The 18,780-nt window shown below is 61.2% G+C and carries 15 protein-coding genes; 7 read left to right on the top strand and 8 right to left on the bottom strand.

Annotated features, from left to right (window positions below; genetic code table 11):
* Nucleotides 1-66: 66 nt before the first annotated feature.
* Together AC1DZ8_RS28025 and AC1DZ8_RS28030 are read right to left on the bottom strand one after the other, a co-directional pair.
* A complete protein-coding gene (locus AC1DZ8_RS28025) occupies nt 67-366 on the bottom strand; it encodes a hypothetical protein (protein ID WP_477302714.1) in 300 nt (99 codons plus the stop codon).
* 136 nt (nt 367-502) lie between these two features.
* Nucleotides 503-1,408: a LysR family transcriptional regulator gene (locus AC1DZ8_RS28030; protein ID WP_477302716.1), complete on the bottom strand. Its 906-nt coding sequence runs from the start codon at nt 1,406-1,408 to the stop codon at nt 503-505.
* A 157-nt stretch (nt 1,409-1,565) separates the two neighbouring features.
* On the opposite strand from AC1DZ8_RS28030, the gene AC1DZ8_RS28035 reads away from it, so the two are divergent.
* From AC1DZ8_RS28035 to AC1DZ8_RS28065, 7 genes are all read left to right on the top strand, one after another.
* Entirely contained in the window at nt 1,566-2,642 is a 1,077-nt protein-coding gene (locus tag AC1DZ8_RS28035; protein ID WP_477302718.1) for a class I SAM-dependent methyltransferase, read from the top strand.
* Between the two features lie 29 nt (nt 2,643-2,671).
* A complete protein-coding gene (locus AC1DZ8_RS28040; RefSeq protein WP_477302720.1) occupies nt 2,672-2,971 on the top strand; it encodes a putative quinol monooxygenase in 300 nt (99 codons plus the stop codon).
* A gap of 143 nt (nt 2,972-3,114) precedes the next feature.
* Nucleotides 3,115-3,753, top strand: a complete 639-nt coding sequence (locus tag AC1DZ8_RS28045; RefSeq protein ID WP_477302722.1) for a DUF1326 domain-containing protein — start codon at nt 3,115-3,117, stop codon at nt 3,751-3,753.
* A gap of 9 nt (nt 3,754-3,762) precedes the next feature.
* The gene (locus AC1DZ8_RS28050) at nt 3,763-4,626 is read left to right on the top strand and encodes a DUF2182 domain-containing protein (RefSeq protein ID WP_477302724.1); all 864 of its coding nucleotides are present in this window, start codon (nt 3,763-3,765) and stop codon (nt 4,624-4,626) included.
* Between the two features lie 114 nt (nt 4,627-4,740).
* A complete protein-coding gene (locus AC1DZ8_RS28055; RefSeq protein ID WP_477302726.1) occupies nt 4,741-6,186 on the top strand; it encodes a DUF5939 domain-containing protein in 1,446 nt (481 codons plus the stop codon).
* A gap of 290 nt (nt 6,187-6,476) precedes the next feature.
* A complete protein-coding gene (locus tag AC1DZ8_RS28060) occupies nt 6,477-6,665 on the top strand; it encodes an OST-HTH/LOTUS domain-containing protein (RefSeq protein WP_477302950.1) in 189 nt (62 codons plus the stop codon).
* Between the two features lie 1,208 nt (nt 6,666-7,873).
* On the top strand, nt 7,874-9,571 hold the full coding sequence (locus AC1DZ8_RS28065; RefSeq protein ID WP_477302728.1) for an ATP-dependent nuclease: 1,698 nt from the start codon (nt 7,874-7,876) through the stop codon (nt 9,569-9,571).
* 394 nt (nt 9,572-9,965) lie between these two features.
* On the opposite strand, the gene AC1DZ8_RS28070 is transcribed toward AC1DZ8_RS28065, so the two are convergent.
* The 6 genes from AC1DZ8_RS28070 to smc form a co-directional block, all read right to left on the bottom strand.
* The gene (locus tag AC1DZ8_RS28070; protein WP_477302729.1) at nt 9,966-10,397 is read right to left on the bottom strand and encodes an XRE family transcriptional regulator; all 432 of its coding nucleotides are present in this window, start codon (nt 10,395-10,397) and stop codon (nt 9,966-9,968) included.
* 316 nt (nt 10,398-10,713) lie between these two features.
* Nucleotides 10,714-12,396, bottom strand: a complete 1,683-nt coding sequence (locus tag AC1DZ8_RS28075) for a DUF6538 domain-containing protein (protein ID WP_477302731.1) — start codon at nt 12,394-12,396, stop codon at nt 10,714-10,716.
* A gap of 231 nt (nt 12,397-12,627) precedes the next feature.
* On the bottom strand, nt 12,628-12,861 hold the full coding sequence (locus AC1DZ8_RS28080; RefSeq protein WP_477302733.1) for a hypothetical protein: 234 nt from the start codon (nt 12,859-12,861) through the stop codon (nt 12,628-12,630).
* 536 nt (nt 12,862-13,397) lie between these two features.
* Nucleotides 13,398-14,009, bottom strand: a complete 612-nt coding sequence (locus AC1DZ8_RS28085) for a hypothetical protein (RefSeq protein WP_477401965.1) — start codon at nt 14,007-14,009, stop codon at nt 13,398-13,400.
* A gap of 116 nt (nt 14,010-14,125) precedes the next feature.
* Nucleotides 14,126-15,109: an NAD-dependent epimerase/dehydratase family protein gene (locus AC1DZ8_RS28090; protein ID WP_477302737.1), complete on the bottom strand. Its 984-nt coding sequence runs from the start codon at nt 15,107-15,109 to the stop codon at nt 14,126-14,128.
* Nucleotides 15,110-15,274: 165 nt separating this feature from the next.
* Nucleotides 15,275-18,733, bottom strand: a complete 3,459-nt coding sequence (smc, locus tag AC1DZ8_RS28095) for a chromosome segregation protein SMC (RefSeq protein ID WP_477302739.1) — start codon at nt 18,731-18,733, stop codon at nt 15,275-15,277.
* Between the last annotated feature and the right edge of the window lie 47 nt (nt 18,734-18,780).

Genomic DNA, 18,780 nt, shown 5'->3' on the forward strand with positions numbered 1-18,780 from the left:
TCGATAGGACATCCCGCCGGCGCGTGTGCCGGCGGGATGGAAGCATTGACTGGGCGCGATGCCTCCTCACATCGCCATTTTTTCACACTCGGCCTGGGCCTTCTTGGTCGATGTATCGACCATGTAGGTTTTGCCCTTGGCGTCGGTCATCATCATCATGCAATGCTTGATCGGCTTGGCCATTTTCATCATTTCGGCGCCCATTTTGGCGTCTGGCATCATGGTGCCCATATGCCCGTCGGGCATGATTGCCGTAACTTGCCCGCCCTTCATCATGGACATCGTGCCCATCGTATCCTCGGCGAACGCCTGCGACACGCACAGAGAGGCAATGCCAACGGCGACAAAGATCTTGAACGAATGCATTCGGAATACTCCCATTTTTTTGGGGGGCACAGTTGCCCCATTCGTGGGTTCGCCGGACATTACGGTCAGTTACATCGACACGAAGATGTGATCGTCTGTTGCCTGTTTGACTGGCGTGGAAGGCGGAACCGGAGACCTACAGACCAGTCGATTCCGCCGTTATCGGTATGTGCCAGTCATACTCCATCACCGCTCTCGCGAATGCCGAGATGGCGGGCGATGGCAGGCGGTCTGCGACGGAAACCAGCGACACCTCGCGCACGATCTCGGGATCGACGACGAGCCGGTGGCAAACGCCGGGCTGGCTCGCGGAGAATTCGGCGATGAAGCAAACACCCATTCCGGCAGCGACCATGGCCAGGATCCAGTCCTCGCGCTCGCTGCGGTAAGCGCTCTTGATCTCGAAGCCGAGATTTTGGCAGAGCTCGTCGATATGATTGCCGTATTCGCAGTTGATGCGCTCGAGATAGGGCTCACTGCGCACGTCGGCGAGCTGTAACGTGTTGCGCGTCTCGAATGGATGCCCTGTTGAGAAGGCGAGCCCAAAGCGTTCCGCATAGACCGGCTCGGCCTTCAGCCTGTGGTCGAACGGCTCGGGCCGCGCCAGCAGCGCAATGTCGAGCTTGCCTTTGAGCAGAAGATCGGTGAGGTGGTCGGCGGCGCCCTCGATCACAGTCACCTCGATGCCCGGAAAGCGCTCGCGAAACGCGTTGAGGAAACCGATAAAGCGCAGCGGACCGATGGTGCACATAACGCCCAGCGTCACCGGCGCGGTCTCCAGCGACAGGAAGCTTCTGGCGGTGCGTTTGGCATGCTCCGAGCGCTGCGCGATCTCGTCGAGGTGGCTTCGCATTAGCCGGCCGAAATCGCTTAGTTGGACATGGCTCTTGTCGCGATGGAAGAGTAGGCCGCCGAGTTCAGCTTCCAGCTTCTGTATGGCGCGGGTGAGCGCAGGCTGAGTGATATGCACAAGGTCCGCCGCCTGGCGAAAGTTGAGCGTCTGGCAGGCGGCCAGAAAATAACGAATTTCGTGCATTTCCATGACACATCCCCGCTGATGCCCGGCATGCATCGCCGCAATCAGAACTCGGCATTATCGGCGGGTGCTATCCTTAGGTAAACTTTCTCCGCTGTCCATGGTGGCCGAACCAGGTGCGCCGGCGTGGCGAGTGTTTGGACCGAGCCGGAGGAGAGAGCCGATGCTGGAGCGCAACAAGGAGAAACAGCCCGACCAGGAAAAACTGGAGGCGCTGCTTGGAAAGATGGTCGGCGATCTCGGCGCCATCACCACTGGGGCGGCGGTGTTGTTGGGCGACAGGCTCGGCCTTTTCGCGGCCATGAGCGAGGGCGGCAAAATGACTGCCGGACAGCTTGCCAAAAGGACCGGCACGCAGGAGCGTCTGGTCCGCGAATGGCTTTCCGCGCAGGCGGCCGCCGGCTATGTCGAATATGACGAGGCTAGCGACAGCTTCTACCTCAGCCCGGAGCAGGAACAGGTCTTCGTCAATGAAGACAGTCCCGCCTTCATGGCTGGCGCCTTCGAGGTCGTCTCGACACTATGGCTTGACGAAGAAAAAGTGCGGCAGGCGTTTCGCTCGGGCAAGGGCTTGGGCTGGCACGATCACAGCGCCTGCCTGTTTCGCGGCACGGAACGGTTCTTCCGGCCCGGCTACAACGCCAATCTGATCGGTTCCTGGCTGCCGGCGCTCGATGGCGTGCTCGACAAGCTCCAACGGGGCATAGACGTTGCCGACGTAGGCTGCGGTCACGGCGCATCGACCGTGCTTATGGCCAAGGCATTTCCGAATTCGCGCTTCACCGGCTTCGACTATCATGCCCCGTCAATCGAACGGGCACGCGCCGCCGCCAAGGAGGCCGGCGTCGCCGGCAACACACACTTCGAGGTGGCGGCGGCCAAGGATTTCCCGGGCACCTACGATCTCGTCGCCTTTTTCGACTGCCTGCACGACATGGGCGATCCGGAAGGTGCGGCCAGGCATGTGCACAAGGCGCTGAAACCGGACGGCACATGGATGATCGTCGAACCCTTCGCCCACGACAAGCTTTCAGCGAACCTCAATCCGGTCGGCCGTATCTACTACGCCGCCTCGACCTTCATCTGCACGCCCGCCTCGCTGTCGCAGGAGGTTGGGCTGGGGCTCGGCGCCCAGGCGGGCGAGGCCAGGCTACGCAAGGTGGTGACAGGCGGCGGGTTCAAGCGGTTCCGCCGCGCCACCGAGACGCCGTTCAATATGGTGCTGGAGGCGCGGCCATAAATCCGGTCATTCACCAGTTGGAGAAAGACATGACGGCTTACAACGTCGTCCGGTTCCGCACCAAGCCCGGCAAGGAACAGGCCTTCATCGACGCGCACAAGAAGGCGAGCCTCGACGTCAAGGGCTTCCGCAAAGCCGCGCTCGTCAGGACCGGTGACCGAACCTTCTGCGTTGTCGGTGAATGGGACGACATGGACAGCCTCGCCGCGGCCCGGCCACAGATGATCGGCCTTCTCGATACGATGCGCGATATGCTGGAGGATCTCGGCGGCGACCTCGGCGTGACGGACCCCGTCTCCGGCACGTCCGTCGTCGAGATCCGGACCTGAAGCGGCCCAACTGCAGGTTTGGTCTGCACCGCTCGAGCATCAGTGTGGGGGCCAATCCATCAAAGTCGGCGGGCGACGCACGAACTGCTGGAGCGCGACCAATCTTCGACGTATAATTAGGCCCACTTTCGGGAGGACGAGCCATGAATGCAGTGCCTCAATGGCGGCTCGCAGGCGACTGGTTCGACATCTGCAGCTGCGACATCCCTTGCCCCTGCGAGTTCGCCCAGCGGCCAACCGGCAACCACTGCCAGGGCGTGCTCGCCTGGCATGTGCGTGAGGGTCAGTATGGCGGCGTGAAGCTCGACGGCCTGACGCTGGTGGCGCTCGGCGAATTCGAAGGCAATCTATGGGCCGGCGAGGCAAAGGCCGTGATGGGCCTGTATATCGACGAGAAGGCGGATGAGCAGCAGCGCGAAGCACTGCAGGAGATCTTCGGCGGCCACGCCGGCGGCTGGCCGGCTGGCTTTGCGGCTAATATCGGCGAGATGCGTGGCATGGAGTTCGTGCCAATCACTTTCGACGTGGCGGGCGACCTGGCCACCTGGCGGGTCGAAATTCCGGGTCTCGTCGTTGGACGCGCAGAGGCGCTTTCCGGTCCGACCACACCACCCGGCAAGCGAGTGCAGACGATCAACCCGCCGGGTTCGGAGGTCGGCCCGGGCCAGGTTGCCACCTGGGGGCGTTCCGTCGAGGTGAGCACTAAGGGCTTCGGGCTCGACTGGACTGGCACGGCCCGCTCAAGCAAGCACATTCCGTTCGACTGGACCGGCCCGAACTAGGGCGTGACAATGGCTGAGGCGTTCCCCAGGAAATCGCGGCGGTTCACCCGGAATCTGCGCGGGATCCCGCTCGGTCTACTCGCATCGCTCGTCGGGCTGACAGCAGCGGCGTGGACGCTCACCCTATACCAGACATTCAGCATGGATATGCCCATGGGCATTGCCGTGCGCGGCGGTATGGAGGGCATGGAAGGCATGGCCGGCATGGCGATGGCCGGAATTGCCGCCGACGACTGGTCATTTGCCGGCGCCGCCGCTTTTCTCGCTGTGTGGACCGTGATGATGGCGGCTATGATGCTGCCAGCCGCGGCGCCCATGATATTTATGTTCGCGGCGGCGCAGGCTAGGCGCGAACAACATGTGGCCATCCCGACGTGGACCTTCGTCGCGGGCTATCTGCTCGTCTGGGCGGGGGCGGGCCTTCTCGTATATGTCCTGGTCCAGCTCGGTAGCGACGTTGCAACGAACCTGGATCCGCCCCAGCGTTCGAAATGGGCTCCGCTCGCGCTCGGTGCCACACTTGGCGTCGCCGGCCTCTACCAATTCACGACCTTCAAGCACATTTGCCTGAGCCATTGCCGTTCGCCGCTTGCTTTCGTTGCGCAGCACTGGCGCGACGGGCGTGTTGGCGCGCTCAAGATGGGGCTGCGCCATGGCCTCTATTGCTTTGGCTGCTGCTGGGCGCTGTTTGCCGTGCTGGTCGCGACCGGAGTCATGAGCATCGCCTGGATGCTGCTTTTGACGCTGCTCGTCTTCGTCGAGAAGCTGTTCCCCCGCGGCCGCCTGTTCGAAGGTAGTTTGGGCGTTGCTTTAGTGGTCGTCGGGATCGTTGTATCGCTCGGGGCGATCGATATGCCTTGGATGCGCGGCTAGACGAGCAAGCATCTCTGCTGTGCCGGCAGACGCTTTCGACGGCAATCCATTCGCATCGCGCTTGGTTTTTTAGTAGGCTGTCGCGCGGCAAGGCGGCAAGGTTGGGGGCCCGACGTGACGGTAGTCGACGATCGTCTTCTCGAAAGCAGGATGACCAAGGTGGAGCAGGCGCGAGCCTGGAGCCCACGCGTCATCTCGAAATTCGAGACGCTGATCAGGAGCGCCGACGACCACGCACTCTATCGCGTTAATCCGCTAACCTTTGCTCGCGACCGCGCAATCGCCGAGCCTGAAGCAATCGACCTCTTCCTTCATGCCGCCCGCTGTGGCCTGTTCGACATGAGCTGGGATGTGCTGTGTCCTCAGTCCGGGATGGTGCTCGATAGTTTCGGCGCCCTGCGAACGCTGAAGACCCACTATGTCTGTGGCTTGTGCGATGTATCGGGCGACACCGACCTGGACGACTTCATCGAGGTCACCTTCTCGGTATCGTCGAAGTTACGGCGCCTGCCGCACCACGATCCCGAGACGCTCCCAGTCGAGGATTTTCACTGGAAGCTCCACTTCGGACATGACGGGCGGCTACCGGGGCAAAACGTTCGCTTTCTTGACGTCCTGCGCGGCTTCGTCAGAGGCATGACGTTTCTACCGCCCGGCACCACCACAGTGCTCCGCGCCGACCTAGGACCGGGTGCCCTTTCGGGCGTCAACGTGCAGACGCAGGCGGCATTCGCCGTGCCAATATCTGGCGATCCGGTGTTGGCGCCGACACTTCTGAAGGTCGATTATGACGGCAACCGCTTCTTGCCGGCGTTGGCCGCTGTTCCACCTGGTCCGATTGTCATTGAGGTAGCGAATAAGGGGCCAGTGCGGGGTTCGTTGCTCGTCATCAACTGGCCGCCCGAGCTTGTCGCGCTGACCACCAAGCCGGCCCTCGATTTCGACCCTTATGTTTCCGGTGGAGCGCTGCTTGCGAGGCAAACCTTCCGCCAGCTCTTCCGGTCCGAACGCGTCGACGAGAAGGAGGGGCTCGGCATCCGGCAGATCACCTTCCTGTTCACGGACCTCAAGGGCTCGACCGCCATGTATGAGCGGCTGGGTGACCTCAACGCCTATGCTTTGGTCCGCGAGCATTTCGCTCTGGTCAACGCGGCGGTTCAGCAACATTGCGGTGCGGTGGTCAAGACGATAGGCGATGCGGTGATGGCTGTATTCTCGCAGCCGTCGGATGCGATTTCGGCTGCACTCCACATCTTTGCAGAAATCGATCGCTTCAACGGCGACCATGACGGGCCGGGGATCATTCTCAAGATCGGAGCCCATTGTGGACCATCGATCGCCGTAACGCTCAACGACAACCTCGACTACTTCGGTCAGACCGTGAATGTCGCCGCGCGCGTGCAGTCCCTGGCAGAAGCCGGACAGATCTGCATTTCCGAAGCGCTCTATTCCGCGCCCGGGGTTAGCGAAATGCTTGCCGGCCATCGCGTCGAGGCTTTTGACGCGCCTCTTCGGGGTGTGGAGGGTGATGCAACTGTTTATCGCATTATGCAGGGATAGACACGATTGCGCGCCAACGCCATTTCGCACCGCCTAGAACCGAAACTTAGGGCGTCCGTCAAGGTCATGAGCAATTCAATGGATAGGCTGGGGCTGTGCGAGGTTCGGTGAGCAGAAACGCCGGAGAGCTTTCGGCAGGCTTGCCGGCGGTTCATCTACACAATGAACCTCGTTCTTGAGACGACCGCTGCAGGCGCCAAAGCTGGGCCACGAAGCCATTGGAGACACCGGCTCATGCTTCGCGCATTCTCAAAAGGATCATGTCCGAGAAGGAAGAAGAGGACGGGTGAATCGCCTTCGGACAGCTTGGAAACCTCCTCGCAGATTTTGCACCCGATTTCGAGCCACGAACCTACGGTTCCAAGAAGCTCAGTGATCTTGTCTGCAAGATTGAAACGTTGGAGGTGAGCCAGTCAGAGACAGGCCACCCTCGTGTGCGCTTTAAGCCTACGTCTGGCACGACACTGGCGAGAAAATAGGCCTCTTCCAAATTCGCCAAATTCCAAGACATCGGATAGTTGGATTCTCTCCGCGGTCTCTCAGAGAAGGTCGGCCTGCAATAAACGATCATTAAAAGCGAAAAGCCGGGAATCTCAACACTCACCATCACGCCACACCTCTGACCTGAGCCTCTCTACGATCCAGGTCCCTGCAGCTTCGTGGGCTCGTGCGTGTCTCTCTGCGTCTTTAGCTAATTCGCCATCTACGGTGCCGGTATCGGTCTCATGCTGGTCAAGCTGTTGCCGTATGTATGCGTGTTCGACCAGGGTTGAGCGCCAGATAGCTTCCGTTGTGTATCTTGACTCATCGCTGCGTTGACGGTGCTGTTGGTGTCTGGTGAGCTTCTGTGTCTGTTTCGGTGTTCTAGCCTTGGGTCGGGTCTCAGGTTGCGTTTGTCAACGTAAACGGCAAAAAGCTGGTTTTGGGCTCTGGTTGTCAACTTAAGGTAAACTTAGCGTCAAGCGCGCTCTTAAACCGTAAGAGAACGCTTTACATCTTGGTTGACAGAACGGTCTGGGTTCGATGCCCTTTCGGGGTCTTTTGGGTGGCTAAGTTGACATTGTCAACGTCGCGCTTCTTCACAACCGTCTGCTAAAAAGGGGACTGGATCTCAACTATGATCGTCTAGGACATGCACTGCCTCCCATCGAAAGCGGAGCATTGTCGGAATTTTGTCTGCCGTAACAGGCGGCATCCCCACCGCTGTCCAAGGCAACCCTAAGACTTCACTGTGGGGCATCCCCTCAAGTGAACGAAGTCGATTGGTTTCTAGGAACCAAGGCGAATGTCGTCAGCTTCCTTGCATGGCACCTAGATCTACCACCACGTTGTCATAGCGTCTGCCCGTTGGACGCTTTGGTTACCCCTGCGCTCGATGAGCGGGACTGACCGTCGCCAGCTGGTGAGCCGCGCTCGAGCTGGAGAGCAATAGGGGCGAAAATCAGCTGTCGGCAATTTCCTCCGACGGGCGGAATGTCGCCAACCGTCAGGTTGACGGGAGCAAGTAACGCCAAATTCGGACATCGCGCGCAATGCTTGGTCCGACAGGCAGCGCCTCTTCCCCTGCATAGGCTGACCTACGCGGATCACCCCAACATTCCCTGAGATTCGTGTTCAAGGTATGGATACTGCGGGTGCGACTCCGAATAGAGTGTCCGGACCGAAAACAGCCCTCGGACCGGCTCGCATGGCAATCGACTATAAGCTCTCGAAGCTCGTCATAAAGAACTTCCGCGGGATCGCCGATCTGCAGATGGAGCTACGCGATGAATTTCCATCAGTGCTTATTGGTTCGAACAACGCGGGCAAATCCACCATCCTCAACGCGATTGCGCTCGCACTGAACAGTGCCGCTTTCTATCAGTGGTCACCTGAGGAGACCGACTTCTATAGCGACCGGAAGGGGGCCCGCGCGACAGACTTCACGGTGCAGGTCCATTTCGCGTCCGATCGGGACGAGGGTTATCCTGCCGTCCACGGCGTCGGCAAGGTCTTCGTGGTGCACGGCGTCCAGGTCAAGGGCAAGATGACTAAGGGAGGCCGGATTAGCCACAGCCGCACGCTGCTTGATGCCGACCTGAAGCCCATTGTCATCTCTACCAGGTCGCCGCTGGCCGAGGCGGATAAGAAGCGGTTTTCGGATCATGGCGTCGACTATCGGCCTGTGAACGCTCGTATTGACGATATCTACGAGCACGTGCCTGAGGTCTGGTTCTTCAGGCCGCAGAACATCGAGGCCTCCTTATATGTCTGGAAGACCGGGCCTATACAGAAGTTGTCGCGGCTGCTGGCCCAGCGCTTCCTTGTCGACAAGTGGACGCTCAAAGTTCCGGGCGGCCAGCGCGAGATGCCGGATTCCCTTCAGAACGCCTACGGTTTCTTCAGGCGGGCGGTCGAGGCATTCCCTTTCTGGGTAGATGACATGAAGCCCACTCTCGAGCGGATCTTCGGTCGCTACGTCGGCTCCCACGCCCAGATTGATCTAAAGCCGAGCACCCAGGTGATCGAGGAATGGCTGGCGCAGCAGCTCGCCGTTTCCCTGGCCACGGACCCAGACAGCGCGCCGACGCCGCTTCGCAGCATGGGCGATGGCTGGCAGGCGGTTATCCGGCTGGCCGCCCTCGAGGCGTTGGCCGAATACAAAGAGCTGATGCGCGAGCGCGTGGTCTTGCTGCTGGAGGAACCGGAGACGCATCTCCATCCTCATCTACGGCGCCGAATTCGGAAGGTGTTAGGCGAACTCGCATCAAAGGGTTGGACAATCGTTATCAGCACGCATTCGCCAGAGCTCATCAGCTTCGACGAGAAACAGGTCATCACTCGGCTGGTTCGTAAGGAAGGCCAGGTCAGCCAGGGCACCGTCCACACCGACCGGATCAATTCTGAGGCAAAGTTGCAGTCGAAGCTGGACGATCGCGGCGCCCACGATTTCTTGTTCGGCAACTGTGCTGTCTTCTGCGAGGGCAAAGACGATGGTTTCGCTACACGCCTCGGCTTTGACAAGTGCAACGTGGACTACGACGGGCGGTCGGTCAGCATCACCCAGTGCGGTAGCGTAGGATCAATCCCCGCCTTTGCGCAAATATCTAGCCAGCTAGGTATCCGCTGGTGCGCGCTGACCGACGAGGATCTGCAGCCAGATGGAACGGTGAAGCCGATGACCGAGAAAGTCCGCAAGAACATCGAGAAGCACCGCGGCGAAGCCGACTTGCAGCTGATGTGGCCGGTCGATCTCGAGACCTGCTTCGGGGTAGCCACAGGCAAAGCCACGCCCGAGGTTGTGACGGGCAAGCTCTCCGAGGACGCATGGGCAGCCAATCATCCTGAGTTCAAGACGACCTTAGCCAGCGTAGCCGCTTGGATAGACCCGGCGATCAAGATTTAGCGCACCGACTGTGGAGGCAACAGGAAAGCTCAAGCACCTAGTCCTGGACTTCTGTCGTTCAAACGCGGCGGCACGCTCTGGCGCTCCACAATCAGCGGCAGCGCTTGAGCAGCTCTGAGATGGGTTCTACATTCGAGATGGCCTCGGATCTAGGACACCGAATGGGTGGGGCCGTCAGTCGATGCTGAGAGACAGTTCGCGATTCCTAGGGTGCCAGCTGGAGGGTCGCACAAGACGACCCGTGGCACCTGCAATCATCGGCACCACGGCTATCATTGTTGCACATGCGATGGCACGGACATCTACCTCCTTCGCGGAATTGACGCTCCACGGGCAGCAGCCGTTCCGTTGGACGAGGTGACCCTCACGCGATGGATTGGGCACGCATTAGCTGTCATTGACCCGGGTATGGTCCTATCTTCCCGAAAAGCGCGCGCAAGATCTTTGCCCGCCTCGCGGTCACGGGTGGATCTGTGTTGTCTGACGCTTTGCGAAGCACCTCGATCCAAGACACCTCGTTCTCGCTCACGACAGTTCCGAAGATTTGCTTGATCGCCACCAACGCGCTGCTCTCAAAGTATTGCTCGAGCGCCAAGAGGAAAAGTCTCGCAGGGTCGCACTCCAGCGCTTTCGCGAGCCCGGGAACACGGTCGAATGGCACCTTGGTCGCGCCCGACTTCATCATCGACAGGACATTTACATTGGTGAATCCAGCTTCGACCGCAACGTCTTTCTGGCTTTTGCGACCCTTTAGCTGGTCGATGCGACCATCAATGAACTTCGCGATTTCCGTATTCGCATTTGGGCGACCTGAAGGTGTCTTCATGATATCTCTCGCTTTCTTTTACATAAGATCAGTTACATCTTATGTATAGCGAGATTATAATGGGATATTTACGGATAACTCAGATTAGCGCTTGCATCTAAACTGCTGATTCTTCGATCCTCTACAGGATAGCACCCTTATAGCCAGCCGCATCCCGGATGGGACGCGCCGGGTCGCTGGCCGGCGAAGGCGCGTATCGCCACCATCGGTTCTGAGATCGGCCTGTGCGTTAGACTGTCGGCCCCGTAGCGCGAAGGGAGCGAGGTCCGTGGCTTGGGGTTTGGCCTTTAAGGCTGAGGCCCCTTGGTCGGCACAGCTAGTGGTAGAGGTGTTTGAGATCCAGCCCCGGATATGCGACCCGGTTGATCATCTCGACACGCTGGCGCAACATGCCTTGAGGCAAGCTGCCATATTGTTCAGTCATCGAATGGGCTTTATGGCCAATCAAGAACCCAAACTGTTCATCAAGGTATTCGGCTCGGCGGAGGGCGTCTACAAAGCCGTGCCGGAAGCTGTAGAGCGAAAGCCCTCGTCCGACCTTGACTCCTATCCGCGTCAGATAGCGGCCGAAGTCCCGTGAGAAGTCGGCGACCATCTGCCCGCGCTGGTTTCGGACGGCCTTCGGGAATAGGCGGGTCTCAGCGTTCGCCTTCATCCGTTCACAGTAGGTAATGAAGCCGAGCGCGACCAGGTGCCGGTGCACCGGAACGACGCGCATTGAGCCCTTGGTCTTGGTCGATTTGCCTCCGCCGCCTTCCGTGGTGATATGGATTATCCATGAGCCGTGATGCTCTCGCACGTCCTCGACATGGAGCTGGGCGATCTCTGCCGGCCGCGCACCGCTGTAGAGCATCACCAGCGGCAACCAATAGCGGTGATCGCGAACAGCGTGATTGCCCGGAAGGTGCCAGTCGTCATCGTTTTGGCATCCGGTGAATAGCGGCGATGCAAACAGCGTGTTCATTTGGTCGGAGGAGAACGGCTTTTGCGATCGCTTCGCTTTGTCGACCTTCTGAGAGAAACCGTCGACAGGATTGCGGTCGAGATACTCGTTATGGGCAAGCCATTCACAGAACGCGCCAAGCGATGAGAGATACCGATTTACGGTGCGATCTGTGATAGCGGGCTTCTTGACCAAGACGTTAGCCTCAATAACCTGCTTCATGGTCATGCCACGGAAGACCGCGATCTCGGCGGCCTTCACGGGATAATCCATCAGGAGCGCTTTCCAATTGCGAACCGCCTTCTTATCAATCTTAGAAGCTGGAATATCGCCTGTCGTGCCGGCAAACAGCTTAACGTCGCGCCGGGCTTGCGTCAGCGTGTCCTGGCTGATGCCTTTGGAGTTCTCGCGCGAATACCTGTCATAGAGGTCCATGATGCCCGCGCCCGCTTCAGCGACCACAGCTTCCGGCTCTACGTCGATCAATAGCGGGTGCTTCGGCGTCCCGGTAAAATCGCCGCCATCGCGCTCATCTTGCCTGCTACGGGCTTCATAGGTGGACGCGCAGAGCGCTTGCGCGATTGTCCGCCACTCGGCGCTGCCTTTCGGCGATCGCTGGCCTAGCGCTGCCATGTGATGGTCGACGCGAGCGCCAACGATCCCTTCAAGCTGGTCGTCGGAAAGGATACCGGAATAGCCATCGCGGAACCGGCGGGCTTCGTCATAGTCGACACCGATCTGCGCCCAACGATGATCGGCTTCACGTAGCTCAGCGTCGAAGGCGATCTGAGACTTGTAGTCGCGCATAGCTATCTGCGCGACCGACAACTGCTGGCGTTGCTCTATGGCGATCGCCGCTTGACGGCGGGCTTCGCTAAACAAGCGATCCCACTCATCTAAGACGGGACGCACGAGACGTTTCGCTTCGCGCGGGTCTTTGGTGCGTAGCGACCTGTCCATGGTCTTTCTGTTCATGATCGACTGCACGTCGAGTGGCACTGCGACTTGAGCGTAGTAGGTCGAGCCGCGTCGTTTGATGTGTGAGGTTTGGGCCAATGTGTCCGATCTGACGGTGCAACTTAGGTCACCTGTCTAGGTCAGTTGTGTGATGAAAACGTTAGATAAAGCAATAGCTTATTAAAAATCAGAAGCTTATGGCAGGCTGGGTTAATGTCCTGGCGCCCCAGCCAACATGCTTCCTTTTCCTTGATGTAGGGTATTCTAGATCACCTTCTTAGGCGCCGTTTGGCCGGCTTCTCGTTGAAGTGCTCGACCACCCAGGCCGTCTCAGATCCCGTAAGAAAGTGCAATGTAGACCACCGGTGCCACGATCAGCAAAATCCCCATCGCGATAAGCACGGCGATCGCCAGGCGCTCTGTTCGCCTGACAAGGTCGGCGACCTTGTCTTCGTCAGCCGCCGGTATCAGGTCAAGGACCGAAAAAACGTCCGAGGTACGATTATCGTTGTCGTTTGCGGGCCGGGTTTCGCCGTCACGCGCGGATCTCTGGACAAAGGTCACTGTTAGCCTCGTTGTTGAAACGTCACGCCGCTTGGCGGTCCCACGACAATCGGGTGCCCGCTAGTCTCTTGGAGAATGGCGGGCACCCGATTGACCACCGATGAAGGGACTCATACTCGGCAGCCTGGTTGGAATGTATTGGGAGGGCATAGGTTGCTCGCCTTCGACCTATGGCTCCAACGCCAGGACTTCAGTCATACGATGTTCAGACCTTAGCCTGACGGCCGACGAAGGGATGGCGGCCATTTGTTTCGACGCAAAAAACGCGGGAACATTAGTAGGCTCTGACGAGTTCACTCCCAGCAACAAATTTTCGGGAGAGATATCGTGAACAACATAATTTGGCTCGTCGGAGCGGTCGTCATCGTGATTGCGATACTGAGCTTCTTTGGCCTCCGATAAACGGGCGTCTGCCGAATGCCGACAAACACGAACTCGTTTCGCGCAACTTTATTTGGATAATGAGTTGAGTTGAGGGCGCCATGCGTCCCATCATTTTCAAGCGGCCGAAGGTTGCGCGTTGATCCGCACAACAATCAGTTCGTCTTGCGGCCAAAGACACGGGCGACGCGGCCGAACAGGCCGGGACCTACTTCAGTCGGTTTGACCGGCGATGCTTGCATCGGAGTCGTCTCGGATGCGGGACGATTTCTGGGGTCGGAGGTCATTGCCATCACGGCCTTGTTGACGTCGAATTTCGATGCCGGCCGGGCGTTGCTCATTCTCTGCCGGGTCAGATCCGAGCATGTCGGCTTGCCGTTCGCGTCGAGAATCTCGCCCATGGTCAGCTTCCTGGTGAAGAGAAGAAGGTCATACACGGCGTAGCGGACGGCTTCCGCACCATAGGTGCCACTGGCGGCCTTGGCATGGATTTCCATCAATTTGGGGATCAGAAAGTGAGCCTTGCCCGCATCCGCTTCGCCTTCGTAAGGCAGCGTGCTCCAGTCCGCCTTTATGATTGTCGATCTCAGTTCCGGTCTCTCGCGCCAGAGCGCAACGGCGGTTGCCGGATCGATGAAGGCCGCGACGTAGTTGCCTTTCATGTTGTGGGCGATCTTCTGCCCGTCCAGCAGCTCCTTGCATTCCGGGACAAGCCAGACGGCTTTCGGAAAGATCGATTGCATCTCAAAATCGTAGTTCAGGTCCACCGCAAGCCTCCCGCGCTGTCGCCTTGACGTGGCGTCAGCCTCGCAGCTTGCGCTTAAATTTCCCTCACTTCGGCCGCGAAATCGCACCGAATGGGCGGCGGGCTGGCTTCCGGCAATCAGCACTTTGCCGACTTCGCCATCCATTCCGACCGGTACCAGTCGACGAATTTCTTCAAGCCGTCCTCGATCGAAACACTGGGCCGGAAGCCGAAATCGCGCTCCAGCGCCGTCATGTCGGCATAGGTCTGCTCGACATCGCTGGTCTGCATCGGCTCATTGTTGCGCATCGCGGTGACGCCGAGCAGGCGTTCCAGCGTGGCGATGAAATCGTCGAGCCGCTCCGGGCGGTTGTTGCCGACATTGTAGATCCGGCATGGCGGCACTTCCGCCGGCGGCTTGTCGAGCACGGCGACGATGGCGCGCACGACATCGTCGACATAGGTGAAGTCGCGCCACATCTCGCCATCGTTGAAAACCCGGATCGGCCTACCCTCGAGCATCGCCTGGGTGAACAGCCAATAGGCCATGTCGGGCCGGCCCCAGGGCCCGTAGACGGTGAAAAAGCGCAGGCCGGTCTGCGGCAAACCGAAGAGATGAGCATAGGTGTGGCTCATCAGCTCGTCGGCCTTCTTGGTGGCGGCGTAGAGCGAGACCGGCCTGTCGACCTGATCGGTCTCCGCAAACGGCACCTTGCGGTTGCCGCCATAGACCGAACTCGACGAGGCATAGACCAGGTGCTCGAAGCCGACTGCCGCGCGGCAGAATTCGAGCACTTCGAGGTGGCCGACGACGTTGGAGCGGACATAGAGCCGGGGATTGTCCAGCGAATGGCGCACGCCCGCCTGTGCCGCCAGATGTACGACCCTGACGATGCCTTGTCCGGCGAGTGCATCGGCCAGCGCGCCGGGTTCGGCGATGTCGAGTTGGTGAAAGGAAAAGCCATTATGCGGCGTGAGGCGGGCGAGCCGGCCCTGCTTCAGCGCCAGGTCGTAATAGTCGTTCATATTGTCGACGCCGACGACCGCTTCGCCGCGGTTCAGCAAATGATGGCAGACATGGCTTCCGATGAACCCCGCGGCTCCGGTGACGAGTACAGGCAACAACGTTCTCCAGGCACATGACCAAGCCAGCCATCAGAGGCGATTGGCTGCATTCCGTTGGTGCTATAGTCGAAAGCCGGGATTGAGGCCATTGCCGACTAAATCAATAGAGCATGATGTCGTCCGAAAACCGCTTCACACTTTTCGGCATCATGCTGTGACGAGTCAGCTCGCCTCGCGCATCGCCTCGGCGGCTTGCAGGTCGACCGAGACCAGCTGGCTGACGCCCTGCTCGGCCATGGTCACGCCGAACAGGCGGTTCATGCGCGCCATGGTGATCGGATTGTGGGTGATGATGACGAAGCGCGTCTCGGTGGTGGCGGCCATTTCGTCCATGAGATTGCAGAAGCGTTCGACATTGTGATCGTCAAGCGGCGCGTCGACTTCGTCGAGCACGCAGATCGGCGCCGGATTGGTCAGGAACACGGCAAAGATCAGCGACATCGCCGTCAGCGCCTGCTCGCCGCCGGAGAGCAGCGTCATGGTCTGCGGCTTCTTGCCCGGCGGACGGGCCAGGATTTCGAGGCCGGCTTCGAGCGGATCGTCGGATTCGATCAGCTGCAGTTCGGCCGTGCCGCCGCCGAACAGATGCGAGAACAGCCGCTGGAAATGGCCGTTGACGACATCGAAGGCGGCGAGCAGCCGTTCGCGGCCCTCGCGGTTGAGACTCTGGATGGCTTGCCTGAGCTTGCGGATCGCCTCGATGATGTCCTCACGCTCGGAAACGATGGTCTCCAGCCGGTCGGACAATTCCTTCTGCTCTTCCTCGGCGCGAAGGTTGACGGCGCCGAGCCGCTCGCGCTCGACCTTCAGCCGGTCGAGCTGGCGCTCGATGTCGGCCATTTCCGGCATCGGGCTGTCGACCTCCAGACCGGTGTGGCGGATGACCAGATGCGGCGGCGTGTTCAGCGTTTCCTGGATGCGCGCCTCGACCTCGAGCCGGCGCTCATCGGCAGCGGTCAGCCGCTCTTCGGCGCGGACGCGGGTTTCGCGGGCATCGGCCAGCGACTGGATCGCCGCGGTGGCGGCCTTGTCCAGTTCCGCCTGCTTGTTCTCGGCGTCCTGCAAACGGTCAGCGGCCGCCTTGCGCAAGGTTTCGGCCTCGGTCAGCTGCGACAGCAGCGCGCGCCGCCTGGCGTCGATCTCGTCGGGGGCGTCGGCCAACGTTTCGCGCTCGGCCTCGGCTTCGGCCCTGCGTTCGCCAAGCGAAGCGATCTGGGTCGAAGCGTTTTCGGCCCGCTGCAGCCAGCTGCTGCGCTCGGCGCCGATCGCGTCGAGCCGGCGCGTGCGCGCCTCGGCCTCGCGGCGCAGGCCCTCATGGACGGCGCGCGCGTCGGCCAAGGTTGCGCGGTCCCTGCCGACATTGGCGGCGGACTGTTCAAGCTGCAGTTGCAGGTCGCCGAGATCGGGCGCGTCCTGCAGCAGCATTTCGGCCTCGGCGAAGGCGGCAGCCGTCTCTTCATGGCTGTCGACGATGCGCGCGCGCGCCTCGTCCAAAGCGGCGCGCCGGCTTGCCAGTTCGCCGCCTGCCTTTTCGGCTTCAGCCAATGCGTTGCGGGCGGCGTCCACGCCGTGCTGGGCATCGCGGCCGGCCTGGCGGGCGTTGCGCTCGGCCTCGCTTGCCTGGCGCAGCGCCTGTTCGGCCTGGGCAAGGGCCGCTTCGGCCTCGCGCACGATCTGCGTCGCCTGCACCGCCTCGGCATCGAGCTCGGCCAGCCGGTTCTTCTGCGCCAGCCGCTGCGCGGCCGCTGTCGGGGCATCGGCGCTGGCCGTCAGACCGTCCCAGCGCCATAGCGCGCCGTCCCGGCTGACCAGCCGCTGGCCGGGCGCAAGCAATGCCTGCAGGCGTCGGCCCTCAGCGGGCTCGACAATACCGATCTGCGCCAGCCGGCGGGCGAGCTGCGAAGGCGCGCGCACCACGCTGGCGAGGCTCTTGATGCCTTCGGGCAGAGCCGCATCGCCTGATTGAACCTGGCTTTCGCCCCAATGAACCGGCGCGCTGCGGTCGAGCGGCACGTCGAGATCCTCGCCAAGGGCAGCACCAAGCGCGGTCTCGTAGCCGCGTTCGACGCTGAGCTGTTCCAGCACCGATGGGAACAGATCGCCGCTGGCGGCGTTCAGGATCTTGGCCAGCGTGCGGGCTTCGGTCTCGATCCCTGCGAGTTCCGCCTTGGCGTCCTGCAGCGGCGGACGGGCGGCACTTTCAGCGGCACGCGCCTCGGCGACCGCTTGTTCAGCTGATATGGCGCCGCCCTCGGTTTCCTCCAGCCGGGCGAGCGCGTCCTCGACCAGAGCGCGCTTCTCGGCGGGGTCGGGCAGGCCGGCGACCTTCGATAGGATCTCGGACAGTTCGCGGTCGACGTCGGCCAGCTGGCGGGCAAAGCGATCGCGGCGTTCTGCGGTTTCGCGCAGCGTGCGTTCTATCTGGTTGCGCGAGGCGGCGGCCTCAGCGCGTTCGGCGGTCAGCGCGGCAAGCCTGGCTTCGCTCTGGGCAAGCGTGGCGCCGGCCTGTTCGAAAGCCGCCCGTGTGGTGGCCTCGCGTTCGGCGGCACCGGCATTTTCGGAATTGAGCGTGGCCTCTTCCTCGCGCAGGCGCTCGAGAATGTCCGCATTGTCGCGCACCATGCGCTCTTCGCGGGCGATGTCGCCATCGAGTTGCTGCAGCCGGCGCTCGAGTTCGGCCTGGCGGGCGCGGATGCGGCCGGCCTCTTCCTCGATCTGCGCCTTGGCAATCGACAGGCGCTGGAAGGCGGCAGCGGCGGCGGCCTCGGCGTCACGCAGGTCGGGCAGCCGGTGCGCGGCGATGCCTTGCTCCCGGGCGGCGGCCATTTGCGCCGAGGCGCGGTCGCCGACCAGAGCGGTGGCAACGGCAAGTGCCGAGCGCGCCTCGCCTTCCTGGGTCTTGGCCAGCGTCCAGCGCAGATGCAGGAGCGTCGCCTCGGCCTTGCGGATATCGGCTGACAGGTTCTTGAAGCGCGAGGCCTGGCGCGCCTGGCGCTTCAGGCTTTCGATCTGGCTCTCCAGTTCGCCGACGACGTCGTCCAGCCGCTCCAGATTCTGTTCGGCGGCCTTCAGCCTAAGCTCTGCCTCGTGACGGCGCGTGTGCAGGCCGGAAATGCCGGCAGCTTCTTCGAGCAGCGCGCGGCGCGCCTGGGGCTTCGCCTGGATCAGCTCGCCGATGCGGCCCTGGCCGACCATGGAGGGCGAGCGTGCGCCGGTCGACTGGTCGGCGAACAGAAGCTGCACGTCCTTGGCGCGGGCTTCCTTGCCGTTGATGCGGTAGAGCGAGCCGGCCTCGCGCTCGATGCGGCGCGACACCTGCAATTCGTCGGCATCATTGAAGGCGGCGGGCGCGGTGCGGTCGCTGTTGTCGAGGAACAGCGTGACTTCGGCGGTGTTGCGCGCGGGCCGCGTTCCCGAACCGGAAAAGATGACGTCGTCCATGCCGGACGCGCGCATGTTCTTGTAGGAGCTTTCGCCCATCACCCAGCGCATCGCCTCGACAAGGTTCGACTTGCCGCAACCGTTCGGCCCGACAATACCGGTCAGGCCGCGTTCGATGACGAACTCGCCGGGTTCGACGAAGGACTTGAAGCCGAGGAGGCGGAGGCGCGAAAACTTCATTCGCGCCTGCCCACAGGTCGCAGAGGTGCGCAGTCGCCAAAGCGCAG

The organism is Mesorhizobium sp. P2_F7 (genome assembly GCF_056403695.1).